The 12,680-nt window shown below is 49.3% G+C and carries 11 protein-coding genes; 8 read left to right on the top strand and 3 right to left on the bottom strand.

Translation table 11 applies throughout. The features are described 5' to 3' along the window. Positions 1-194: 194 nt before the first annotated feature. Positions 195-665, top strand: coding sequence for an Lrp/AsnC family transcriptional regulator (locus BMW65_RS14545; protein ID WP_090606423.1), 471 nt, complete (start codon positions 195-197; stop codon positions 663-665). A 3-nt stretch (positions 666-668) separates the two neighbouring features. Here the strand turns inward: BMW65_RS14545 and ung are convergent, their stop codons facing one another. Continuing rightward, positions 669-1,340 carry a uracil-DNA glycosylase gene (gene ung, locus BMW65_RS14540; RefSeq protein WP_090606421.1) on the bottom strand — a complete coding sequence of 224 codons (672 nt, stop codon included), beginning with the start codon at positions 1,338-1,340 and terminating at the stop codon, positions 669-671. Between the two features lie 116 nt (positions 1,341-1,456). Between ung and BMW65_RS14535 the strand changes: the two genes are divergently transcribed. Next, entirely contained in the window at positions 1,457-1,993 is a 537-nt protein-coding gene (locus BMW65_RS14535; protein WP_090606419.1) for a tetratricopeptide repeat protein, read from the top strand. Here the strand turns inward: BMW65_RS14535 and BMW65_RS14530 are convergent. After that, positions 1,984-2,466: a hypothetical protein gene (locus BMW65_RS14530; protein ID WP_143053892.1), complete on the bottom strand. Its 483-nt coding sequence runs from the start codon at positions 2,464-2,466 to the stop codon at positions 1,984-1,986. The genes BMW65_RS14535 and BMW65_RS14530 overlap by 10 nt on opposite strands. Further along, entirely contained in the window at positions 2,463-2,936 is a 474-nt protein-coding gene (locus tag BMW65_RS14525) for a DUF4293 domain-containing protein (RefSeq protein ID WP_090606415.1), read from the bottom strand. The genes BMW65_RS14530 and BMW65_RS14525 overlap by 4 nt, the downstream gene beginning before the upstream one ends. A gap of 130 nt (positions 2,937-3,066) precedes the next feature. Here BMW65_RS14525 and BMW65_RS14520 point away from each other — a divergent pair, with 130 nt between their 5' ends. From BMW65_RS14520 to BMW65_RS14495, 6 genes are all read left to right on the top strand, one after another. Beyond that, complete coding sequence (locus BMW65_RS14520) at positions 3,067-3,759, top strand: response regulator transcription factor (RefSeq protein ID WP_090606413.1); 693 nt, start codon at positions 3,067-3,069, stop codon at positions 3,757-3,759. Next, positions 3,746-5,047 (top strand): sensor histidine kinase, encoded by a 1,302-nt coding sequence (locus BMW65_RS14515; protein WP_177181141.1) that lies wholly within the window; start codon positions 3,746-3,748, stop codon positions 5,045-5,047. The genes BMW65_RS14520 and BMW65_RS14515 overlap by 14 nt, the downstream gene beginning before the upstream one ends. A 185-nt stretch (positions 5,048-5,232) precedes the next feature. Next, positions 5,233-6,573: a TolC family protein gene (locus BMW65_RS14510; protein WP_245747649.1), complete on the top strand. Its 1,341-nt coding sequence runs from the start codon at positions 5,233-5,235 to the stop codon at positions 6,571-6,573. Positions 6,574-6,587: 14 nt separating this feature from the next. Further along, complete coding sequence (locus BMW65_RS14505; protein ID WP_090606407.1) at positions 6,588-9,866, top strand: efflux RND transporter permease subunit; 3,279 nt, start codon at positions 6,588-6,590, stop codon at positions 9,864-9,866. Then, the gene (locus BMW65_RS14500; RefSeq protein ID WP_218145417.1) at positions 9,856-10,977 is read left to right on the top strand and encodes an efflux RND transporter periplasmic adaptor subunit; all 1,122 of its coding nucleotides are present in this window, start codon (positions 9,856-9,858) and stop codon (positions 10,975-10,977) included. Before BMW65_RS14505 ends, BMW65_RS14500 begins: the two co-directional genes overlap by 11 nt. 60 nt (positions 10,978-11,037) lie before the next feature. Then, positions 11,038-12,639 (top strand): Na+/H+ antiporter, encoded by a 1,602-nt coding sequence (locus tag BMW65_RS14495; RefSeq protein WP_090606403.1) that lies wholly within the window; start codon positions 11,038-11,040, stop codon positions 12,637-12,639. Positions 12,640-12,680 lie beyond the last annotated feature (41 nt).

Here is a 12,680-nt window from a genome sequence, read left to right as displayed (position 1 = left end):
TGGCAATACCCTCCCTTATCGCCCTTTCATTTGCCTTATAACCATTCGACCTTGTATTTTTACAAATCGGTGATAATGAATACAATTACTTTACCATAAGCCTCTTATGCAATTATACACACTTTTTAGACAAATTATTTAGAAAATAAATCGTAGTATTGCCAAATATAATTTGGTTATTAGCGCTTTTCAATATGCCTTTCCAACCCGACAAAACGGATTTCAAAATCCTGAAATTACTACAGGAAAACGGCCGGATTACGAACTTGCAACTAGCGTCCAGCATTGGGCTTTCGCCCGCGCCCACGCTTGAGCGCGTGCGTAAACTGGAAAATGCCGGTTATATCAAAAGCTACCACGCCTTCGTAGACGAAGAGAAGCTAGGCCTGGGCATCAAATCGTTCATCCAAATCTCGCTTGACTTCCATACACACAACGCCATCCCGGAGTTCGTGGAGGCCGTGAAGAGTATCAAAGAGGTCACCGAATGCCATCACGTGACCGGCCAATGCGATTTCATCTTGAAGGTTTACGTAAAAGACATCAAGGCCTACGAAGCCGTGATTATGGAAAAAATAAGCAAAATACCTTTTGTCAAGACCTTCCAGACCATGATGATCATGTCTACCAGCAAAAAGGAACCCATTGTGCCGATGGAATACTGACGATCAGACCTGCCAGTTGATAGGTTCCAACCCTTGCTTTACCAAAAATTCATTGGCTTTGGAAAAATGCTTACAGCCAAAAAAGCCATTATTTGCAGAGAATGGCGATGGGTGGGCTGCAGTAAGGATGTGGTGCTTGTGATAATCAATAAGTGCGGCCTTATTCTTGGCATACCTACCCCACAGCATGAATACGATGCCACTCCTGTGTGCCGACAATTCGGCGATCGCCTTGTCGGTAAAGGCTTCCCAGCCTTTCCCTTGATGGGAGCCCGCGGTGTGTGCCCTCACGGTCAACGTGGCGTTGAGCAACAATACGCCCCGATTGGCCCAAGCGGTCAAATCGCCATGCGTAGGAATTTGGAAACCCGGAATATCATCGCTCAGCTCCAGGTACATATTCCGGAGGGAAGGTGGAATACCCACACCCTTGGGAACCGAAAAGGATAGGCCATGCGCTTGCCCGACGTTATGGTAGGGATCTTGCCCGAGGATGACCACCTTAACTTGGTCAAACGGCGTATGGTCAAATGCATTGAAGATAAGGTTGCCGGGCGGGTATACCGTATGTTGTTGTTTCTCCTCCTGCAAAAACCGTTTGAGTTCCAACATATAGGGTTTTTGAAATTCGGGCGCCAACACGGCCTTCCATCCTGCTTCCAATTGTATGCTCATCCAGCAAAAATACACTTTTTGCAAAATATATATGTTGCAGTTGTTAAAGCGCTTAAATAAACGGATATTTGCACTATTATTAAATTAAGCGCACTGTGAATTAAATCATAAGCAACATGTCTAATCTTATTCGCATCATCATATCTTCACTCTTATTAATTGGCACGATTGCCTTGTTTTTTTATGGTGAATGGGGTTGGGGGATACTGGGTATCTTGATAACTGTTATTGTCGTTGTGACGGTTTTTTTCAACGAAAACATGCTAATCGCCCAGTTTTACCTGCGCAAAGAAAACATGGCCAAGGCTGCGCAATGGCTGAGCCGTATCACGAATTACGAAAAGCAGCTTATTCGCGCCCAGCATGGCTATTATCACCTGCTATTGGGCCTCATGGAGTCACAAAAATCACCCATGCAGTCCGAAAAATACTTCAAGAAAGCGCTCACCTTGGGCTTGCATATGGGACACAACGTTGCCCTTGCTAAGTTGAGCCTGGCCGGTATCGCCATGGCCAAGCGCAATAAACGGGAAGCCACTAAATATTTGCAGGAAGCCAAAAAAGCAGACAAGAACAAACTCCTGGCAGATCAGATTAAGATGATGAAAGATCAGATGGGCATGATGGATCGCCAGCAAATCCGCTATCGGTAAGATAGGTAAGCATCCAAAAACCGCCCTTCCTCGGCGCTGTCTTCCAGCACAATTTTTACCACTTGGATGGTCGCTCCAGGCAAAATCTTCTCAGCGGTAATGATTAGCTTAGCCGGTGTATTGGGCTGCAATAGGTAGTTCAAGTAATTTTGCTTATCGTCAAAACGCATCAGCACCCGTCCCAAAGCGATGGTTGAGAAATAATATGCATTTCGTTCATTATCCACCAACTGCGTTCCGTAGACATTGATTTTCAGTTCGCGTGGATTTTCTTTCAGGCTGCTGAGGGACAGTTCCACGGTCGCCGTATTCGTCGCGGAATCGACAACAAATCGCTCCGTTTCAATCCGGATGTCGTCTATGACGAGCACGTTGGAATCGCGTACAACGGCAATATCGGCACCAAGCCGTGCAGAAACAGCCAGTGCCGATGAAAGCATCAGCATCGCTATTAATAAACTTTTTCTTATCATCTCAATCGATCTGCGGATTTAATTAATTTTGCGTCGTTGCGAATGCCACCCATAGCCATAAATAGAAAGATAATACTGATGGGCAGCAGGAAGAAACCGACACCGATATTCTGGGCTGAAAGAAATTGCCGCGCCTCCGTCAACGCGGTACTCGCAGCCGTATATAACCACGCCCCAAACAACAGAATAAGCACAATTTCCAAGATAATCAATTGGATTTGGTGTTTCCGGTTCCGGAACTTAAAAATGATGTACAGCGGAAATATACCCAATAGCACCGTAGCTATGGTTTGTAAAATAAAAAACTCTTCCCGGATAGCTTGCCCCTCCAGTCCATGATAGACCCCCGTTACTTTCAGCGCTTTGCCGACACCCCCAATATCTGCATATTGAAGGTAAGGAAAAAGAAACAAGGCAAAAATGGTGGCCGAGGCCAAAAACAACCAAACACTCTGGATACGTTGGATCATAAAGATTGCTTTTTACTTGGTAGGCAAACTTAGCCAAACTTGCCTACAAAAGCAAACAACCGACGATCGCTTATGTTTGTGCGTGGTAATTCAAGATTAATTCAAATTTCTATATTATCTTTGCTTCATCATGAAAGTCCTTGTCATCGAAGACAATAACGAACTCGCAGGTAGTATTTACGACCTCATGGCACAGGAGGGATACATCTGTGAAATCGCCCAAGGATTTTCGGAAGCCTGGGAAAAGCTCCTCCTGTTTTCATACGACTGCGTTCTGCTGGATATCATGCTTCCCGATGGGAATGGTCTCGAATTGCTTAGCCGCATCAAGGCCGACGACATCAAAAGCGGTGTATTGATCATTTCTGCAAAGAATGCCCTTGATGACAAGATCAACGGCCTTGAAGGAGGGGCAGACGACTACCTGACCAAACCCTTCCACCTATCGGAACTGCATGCCCGCCTGCGCGCAATCTACCGCAGGAAACAATTGGGTGGCAGCAATACGATTACATTCCATGAGTTTTCCGTCAATACGGATTCGTTTGAGGCACGTGTAAACGGTACGTTGCTCGACATTACCCGCAAGGAATTTGAGCTGTTGCTCTACTTCATCGTCAACAAAAACCGGGTATTGTCCCGTCAAGCCATCGCCATCCATCTTTGGGGCGACTACATCGACAGTCTCCCTAATTTTGACTTCGTGTACCAGCACATCAAAAACCTGCGAAAAAAAATCAATCAGTTGGGCGGACGGGACTACATCGATACCGTGTACGGATTGGGGTATAAATTCAATGCAGAGAAGTATGAAATTGGTTAACAAATTCACGCTGTGGTTCGTTGGCATACTGATTCTCACTACCCCTATCAGTATGACCATCAGCCAATATCATATCCGAAAGAAAATAGACGAAGCGGAAGTCGAGCGGCTTTCGCATGTTAATGATCTGGTGGCCTCACAGCTCAAGCAGGGCATCCCGCATGAAAAATACGCTCAAGGAAGACCTATCCATGTGTCAAAAATAACCGGACCCCTTCCCGACGAACGTATTCAGGTGAAAGAAGAAAATTACTTTAACGAAGATTTGCAACGAGAAGAATGCCAGCTTACGGTTACCTCCTATTATGAAATCGGAGGTTCCAACTACCTCATTGCATCGCACGATTATGTGATCAAAGCCAGGCAAGTCCTGGCCGGGATGATGAGCGGTGTCATCTGGAAGATGATACTGGTGATCTGTTGCGTCGCACTTACGGCACACATCGTATCCGGATACACGCTGAAGCCGTTTTACCAAACGCTCAAAACCATCCAGTCTTTCAGTTTAACACAAAAAAACAAACTCGATTTTCCGCAGACAAGCATCAAGGAATTTCAAGAACTGAATACGCTCCTGCAAAAGATGACCGAAAAAATCGGTGAAGACTATGCCTCGCTCAAAGAATTCAGCGAGAACGCATCGCACGAACTGCAAACTCCGCTGGCCGTGATCCGCAGCAAGCTGGATCTTTTGGCCAATACACCGATACATGCGGATCAGGCCCAATTGATAGCCGAGATGCAGCATTCCGTAGAAAAATTGTCGCGTATCAACCGTTCGCTTTTGCTGCTCACCAAATTGGAAAACCATGAGTTTGATCCCGCCGAACATATCCGTTTGTGCAGGCTTACCACCAGTACGCTCTCGGCCTATCAGGAACTTATCCAACTGAAATCGCTGACTGTACAAAAACAGGTCAATAAAGATGTGTACGTAAGATTACACCCGACATTGGCCGAAATCCTACTCAACAACCTGCTACACAACGCCATCCGGCACAATATCCAAAAAGGCCAGATTGAAGTGAGCCTCACGTCGGAAAAACTGGTCGTCCGCAATACAGGCACCCCACCAAAAACACCCACAGATGAGCTCTTCCTCCGGTTCAAGAAAAATAACCAGAGCAGTGATGGCATTGGCTTGGGCCTGGCCATTGTCAAACAAATTTGTGAAATCAGCGGTTTTGATGTCGGTTACCGTTATGCCGACGGCTGGCATTGCCTATCCGTCATATTTGATCCGAATAAGGTGCAAGTGCGCAAAACCGAAGTATTTGCCGACGCTTAATCGCAAACCCTATACATTTTTGTTACGTAGTTGTTTGCTATCTTAAACATTTCTTCAAAATTGCTTCAAAATAGTGCGGTATATTTGCCTTATACAAGCAGATACTTTACATCCGGTCAACTATGCGATTTATTTCTCGTTATTTGCTGTTATTTACATGCATTTTAACAGGTTTCCGTTGTCCCTTGCAGGCACAGCAGCCACTTTCCCTCAAGCAAGCTATCCAAATTGCAGCAGACAATTACGGACGAATTAAAGCCAAAGCCGCCTATGCAGCGGCAGCAGACGCAGCAGTTTCACAAGCCAAGCGGGATTACCTGCCCAACTTTTCGTTGTCTGCCCAACAGGTCTACGGTACGGTCAACGGACAAAATGGGCCGTCGTACGGGTTCGGGGGGCTAGGGGTAAGCTCCTCTGGATTGCCCCTGCCCGACCAGAATTGGAATTCGGCATTCGGGGCTTTGTATTTAGGCAACATCAATTGGGACGTTTTCGCCTTCGGCCGTGCACAAGAGCGGATTAAGACGGCGGAAGCCGCCGCCGTGCGCGACCAACAGGATTATCAGCAGGAATTATTCCAGCACCGCGTGAAGGTAGCTGCGGCTTACCTCAACTTATTAGCCGCGCAACGGCTCACGGAATCCTATCGCAAAAACTTGGCCCGGGCGGATACCTTCCGCCGAGTTACGGTGGTCCGAGCCTTGAACGGGCTCATCGCTGGCGTGGACTCCTCCCAAGCCAATGCGGAAGTTTCCAACGCACACATCACATTGGTCAAAGCCCAGGACCTGGAGCAAGAACAAGCCACCCAGCTTGCTGTGCTGATGGGCGTGGAGCCTACGGAATTTCAGCTTGACACCTTTTTTGTCAGCCGCATTCCCAATATTTTGGGCGAAGCGGTGGGCGATTCGGCATTGTCGCAGCATCCTGAACTACAGTGGTATAAAAGCCGGGTCGACTTCAGTGACCGGCAAGCGAAGTACTTGAAAACACTCGGCCTCCCCACCGTGTCGCTGGTGGGCGTATTGCAAACGCGAGCCTCCGGATTTTCCAGCAATTATGCACAGAACCAACGCGCATACACCCAAAACTATTGGGATGGCGTAAATCCCACCCGCACCAATTACCTGCTGGGACTGGGCATCACCTGGAATATCACCCAGGTATCACGCGTTGCAGCGCAGGTAAAAGCCCAAAAACTCATTTCCAAGGGCTTACAAGAAGAATACCAGCTGGCCAACCAGCAGCTTTCGACCCAATTGCACCTGGCCGATGTAAAGATCACGAACGCGCTGGAAAACTACCGGGAAGCACCCATACAGGTAGACGCTGCAGCGGAAGCTTACCAGCAGCGAAGTGTGCTATACAACAACGGCTTAGCCAACTTAGTCGATGTCACCCAAGCGCTGTATGCGTTGGTCCGTGCAGAAACCGACCGGGATATCGCCTACAATAATGTATGGCAAGCTTTCCTCCTCAAAGCCGCCGCTGCGGGAGATTTTGGTCTTTTTATGAATGAACTATAGAACTATAGCCGTCTATGAATTTAATCCGTTTTGCACTCCGTAAGCCCATTACCATTCTCGTCGTCGTAGCTGGCCTGTTTTTCTTTGGCATTAAGGCGACCAGCACCATCAAGGTGGATATTTTTCCGAAACTTGATTTGCCGGTCATTTACCTTTCCCATCCGTTTGCAGGTTACACACCTGACCAGATGGAGGCGATGTTTGGCAAACAATATATCAATATCATGCTGTTTGTCAATGGCATTAAGAGCATTGAAACCAAGAATATCCAGGGCCTCACGTTGATGAAAATCAACTTTTATCCCGGCACCAATATGGCACAGGCGGCAGCTGAACTTACCGGATTTGCCAACCGCATCCAAGCGGTATTTCCGGCAGGCTCAAACCCGCCATTCATTATCCGGTTTGACGCGTCTACACTCCCTGTCGGCCAATTGGTACTAAGCAGTGCTACACGCAATAACAATGATTTGGCTAATTTGGCAAACGTTTATGTGCGGGCATCCTTTACGCAGATTCCGGGTCTCGTAGCACCACCACCCTTCGGAGGCAATGTACGCACGGTGGTCATCAAAGTAGATCCCGAACGATTACGCTCCCACAACCTGTCGCCGGACCAATTGGTCGCCGCACTGCGGTTCAACAACCAAACGTCTCCTTCGGGCAATGTCCGCGTGGGCGATAAAAACTACATCACGCCCACAAATACATTGATCCGCGATATAAAGGATTTTGAAAACGTTCCCCTTTTCAAGGGCGGGGTATCCAACCTCTACCTCCGCGATGTGGCTTCGGTAGAAGACGGAGCTGACGTCACTGCAGGATATGCATTGGTCAATGGCCGACGCTCGGTATACCTCAACGTGTCCAAAAGTGCCGATGCCTCTACTTGGGAAGTCGTACAAAACTTGAAAAAGGCAATGTCCACCATACAAAGTCAGCTCCCCGAAGACGTCCAACTAAGTTACGAGTTTGACCAATCCACTTATGTCATCAATTCGGTGAAAAGCTTGCTCACCGAAGGAGCTATCGGAGCTATCCTTACGGGTCTGATGGTCATCCTGTTTTTAGGTGATCTGCGAGGTGCATTGATTGTCATCCTTACCATTCCAACGTCGATCATTTCTGGGGTCTTGTTTCTCAGCCTTTTTGGACAGACCATCAACATCATGACACTCAGCGGACTCGCTTTAGCAATCGGCATCTTGGTGGATGAAAGTACCGTCACGATTGAAAATATACACCAGCACCTGGATATGGGCAAGCCAAAGGCCTTGGCCATCTGGGATGCTTGTAAAGAAATCGCATTTCCCAAATTGCTCATCCTACTCTGTATCCTCGCCGTGTTTGCTCCGGCATTTACGATGGGTGGTATACCGGGATCCTTATTCCTACCTTTGGCGCTCGCTATCGGCTTCAGCATGATTGTTTCTTACTTTTTGGCGCAGACGTTTGTGCCGGTGATGGCCAATTGGATCATGAAGGCCAAGCATCATAAAAACAACCGTGGGCAGATCATGAGCGACGCGGAGGAGTTTGCGGCTTCGGGCCTGGATGCCGAGGGTGAAGAAGACACCTGGAATCAAAAGAAAGTATTGGTGGAACGGGAAGACAGCAACCGTGACGGCAAGGTGAGCTTCTTCGAGCGCTTGCGCATGCGCTACCTCCGGTTTATCGAACGGATGATGCCCTACCGCAAGCCAATCGTTGGCACCTATATTTTGGTTGTTTGCGGTGTAGCGACACTACTCATGGCCAGCATCGGCCGGGACGTATTGCCCAAAGTAAACGGGCGCCAGTTCCAGGTGCGCTTGCGCGGGGAGGAAGGTACCCGTATCGAACATACCGAAAAAACTACACTCGATGCCATAGCGGCTATCAAAGGGATTGTCGGCGCGGAGCATATTTCCATTACATCTGCCTACGTGGGCAACCACCCGTCGTTGTTTTCCATCAGTCCAATTTTCTTATGGATGGCTCAACCCCATGAGGCGGTAATCCAGGTGGCGTTGTCCGAACACTATCAAACGGATCTGGATGCGCTAAAGGATCGTATCCGCAACCAGTTGGAAAAAGATTTACCGGGAGTAAAACTTTCGTTTGAACCCATCGAACTTACAGAAAAAATACTCAGCCAAGGATCGCCCACGCCCATCGAGGTACGGTTGTCCGGACGAGACAAGGCATTGAGCCGCGAATACGCCCAACACGTCATAGATAAACTCGCTGCTATACCTTATCTTAGGGATGTGCAATTGGGTCAATCCATCAACTACCCGGCTATCAATATCGAGGTTGATCGCGTACGAGCTGCACAGCTTGGATTGGACATGACCGACGTAAGCCGCTCACTCATCGCGGCCACATCCTCCTCTCGCTTTACGGAAAAGAGCACATGGGTAGATCAAGAAGCTGGTTATAGCTACAGCGTACAGGTACAAGTACCTGAGAGCCAGATGTCCAGCATCGACGATATTGCAGAGATACCGCTGCTCAGCAACAGTACGCGTCCGGTGCTCGGCGACGTGGCGACAATCACTACCGGCACCACCAACGGTGAAAATGACAACTTAGGGGCACTCCCCATGTTATCCGTTACAGCCAACCTCAACGATGTGGATTTGAACACCGCCTCAAAAGGTGTAAAAGCCGCCTTGGCTTCATTGGGCGAACTGCCCCGTGGGCTCAGTATAGAGTTGATCGGATTGAGCCAAACATTGGATGATACGATGAGCAGTTTGGAAAACGGGCTGATTGTCGCTATCGTGGTTATCTTCTTAATGCTGGCGGCCAATTTCCAGTCGTTTATCGTATCGGGAATCGTACTGGCTACGGTGCCGGCCGTAATTGTCGGTTCGTTGCTCCTATTGATGGCTACAGGGTCTACATTGAATCTCCAATCGTATATGGGGATGATCATGTCGGTAGGTGTGTCCATATCCAATGCCGTCCTGCTCATTACCAACGCGGAGCAACTCCGCAAGCATAGCGGGGATGCATTGTTGGCCGCCCGTGAAGCAGCGGCATTACGGATGCGACCCATCCTGATGACGGCTTTGGCGATGATTGCCGGGATGATCCCTATGGCCATCGGGCATGGCGAGGGAGGGGACCAATCTTCGCCGTTGGGCCGCGCAGTTATCGGGGGGCTGGCCGCTTCCACGATAGCAGCATTATTTATTCTGCCCCTTGTATTCGGTTGGGGCCAAGCACGGACCTCTACTCAAAGTGTGTCCTTGGATCCGGAAGATGAAGAAAGTAAACATTATATTCAGTCGAAACATGAGCATTAGAATTGTTCCCATAATCACACTGGTCGCGACCGCCGCTATTTGGCAGGCCTGTGGTTCCTCGAATGCGGAGGGCGAGTCCGGTGAATTAGCCGTTGAAGCAGAAGCGGCACCGTCGATTGCGGCATTTGAGTTGAAACCGGAGCGCCTTTCATCAACACTCAAAATACCAGGGGAATTGATTGCCTACCAACAAGTCGATCTGTACGCCAAGGTGAGCAGCTTTATCAAAACACTGCATGCAGACGTCGGCAGCGAGGTGCAAACTGGGCAGCTGCTGGCTACGCTGGAGGCCCCCGAGCTCAATTCGCAGTTATTAGGTGCGGCATCACGGCTCAAATCACAAGAAGCTACCTACTTGGCCAGCAAGGCCACATATGAGCGGCTGGTGCAAACCAGCAAGACCCCCGGCACGGTATCGCAAAACGATTTGGATCTTGCTTTAGCCCGCCAGAACGCCGATCTCGCCCAGCTGGAAGCTGCTAAAGCCGCCCATACCGAGGTGACCGACATACGCAATTACCTGGAAATACGTGCGCCCTTCAGCGGTGTCATCACGGCCCGCAATGTGAGCGCCGGAGCCTATGTGGGGCCTTCGGGACGTGGCTCGGAGGCACCTATTTTCACCTTGCAGGATCACCAGCATCTCCGGTTGGTGGTTAGCGTTCCGGAGTCGTACACCGGCTACCTCCAGAAAAACGGCGAAGTGACGTTCACCGTCAAATCCCTTCCCAGCCAGCCGTTCACGGCTAGCGTGAGCCGATTAGCAGGAGCCCTGGATACCCGGCTACGCTCCCAACGTATCGAGATAGACGTAAACAATAACCAAAAACAATTATTGCCCGGTATGGTGGCCGAGGTGCATATCCCGCTCGGTGGCCTTGCCAATGGTTTTGCCGTACCTTCATCTGCTGTTTTAAACAGTACGCAGGGTATATTTGTCATTAAGGTAGAAGACAATAAAGCCGTTTGGGTACCAATCACCAAGGGAAATACCACGGCAGACCGGACCGAAATATTCGGCGATATTAAGGAAGGAGACTGGCTCATCCAACGGGCAACGGAAGAAATTAGAAATGATTCCCCTGTAACGGCTACGCTTTCTTCGCCTTAAACCAATACCCAATACCCGCATCAAGCGGTTGTTTGTTTAGAAAAATGTATTTTTGCCGCCATGATCGAACACCAACTGCTCCTCATACTGGCGCTGTTCTTCGCAATGGCGCTACTTTACCTGCTCAGCCAGCGCATTAATATCTCTTATCCAATATTCTTGGTCATCGGAGGCCTCGGAATAAGTTTCATTCCGGGGATTCCGAGCATCGTTGTCGATCCCGACATGATTTTTCTAATTTTTCTGCCGCCCTTGCTGTTCGAAGCCGCTTGGTATACCTCATGGAATAATTTCTGGCGATGGAAACGTTCCATCCTGCTAATGGGATTTGGGATGGTATTTGTCACATCCCTGGCTATTGCCTATTTTTCGGTCAATATCATCCCGGGATTTACACTTGCCCTGGGCTTTTTGCTTGGTGGAATTATTTCCCCGCCTGATGCTGTAGCAGCAACCTCCGTCTTGAAAGGTCTCGTCATGCCCCGTCGGGGCATTGCCACCCTGGAGGGCGAAAGCTTGGTAAATGATGCCGCATCCCTCACGGTATTCCGCTTCGCAGTGGCAGCGGTCATCACCGGCCAGTTCGTCATACAGGAGGCAGCCGTTGAGTTTATGGTGCTGGCCGTGATGGGGGTATTCGTAGGACTGGTCATCGGCCACCTGCTGTATTTCATCCTGCGCTACTGGGCGCGGTCATCCAGCATCACCACGCCCATCACCCTCATTGCACCCTACATCATGTATATCGTGGCCGAAGAACTGGAATGGTCTGGCGTACTCGCCGTAGTGAGCGGTGGGCTATTCTTATCTTTCCGCTCCAAGGATTACCTCAACTACCATACCCGCATGCAGACTAAGGAGGTATGGGAAACCGTAGGTTTTCTCCTCAATGGGTTTGTATTCATCCTCATCGGATTGGAATTGCCTGTCATCATGCAGGGGTTGGGTGATTATTCCAAGGAAGAGGCCATCCAATATGCGTTGCTGATATCCGCTATTGTTATCGTTATCCGTATTGTGATGGTCTATCTGATGGATTACTTACCCCGTTGGTTGAGCCCCACCATACGCAAGCGCGAACGCAGCCCCGGATTAAAGCTCCCCTTTATCATCGGCTGGGCCGGTATGCGCGGCGTAGTCTCCCTGGCTTCGGCGCTCGCTATTCCACTCATGGCCAATGGCGAACCATTCCCCCAGCGCAACTTGATTCTGTTCATTACCTTCGTTGTCATCTTGGTCACCCTCGTATTCCAAGGGCTCACCCTGCCGGTATTTCTCCGTCTGCTCAACGTGAAGGAAATCGATGACGTAATCCCCATTGAAGACCAAGTGGAGTCTATCCGGCTAAGGCTGGCCAAGCAGGCCATTGTACACCTTGACACCCACTATGGCCAAGAGATGGCCACACATGAAACAATTGCACGGGTCAGGGAACAGTTTGTCCGCAGTATCCAAGCGACCGAACTGGCCCTAAACGAGGATCTCAAAAAAGAAGAACTGGTCTCGGTGAGGCGCCTTCAGAAGAAAATCGCACTTGAGATATTGGAATTGCGCCGCACCGAACTGCACCGAATCGCGGAAGAAAAACGGTATGATGATGAAGTAATCCGGGATTTAGAACACAACCTTGATCTGGAAGAAGCGCGACTGAACAGGCAATAAATAGCATGTCCATCCCTTGATGGGCGTGCTCTCCCACACAC

Source organism: Parapedobacter koreensis (assembly GCF_900109365.1).
Lineage (GTDB): Bacteria > Bacteroidota > Bacteroidia > Sphingobacteriales > Sphingobacteriaceae > Parapedobacter > Parapedobacter koreensis.
Note: the sequence above shows the minus strand (reverse complement) of the source record. Positions and strands in the feature narration are given on the sequence as shown.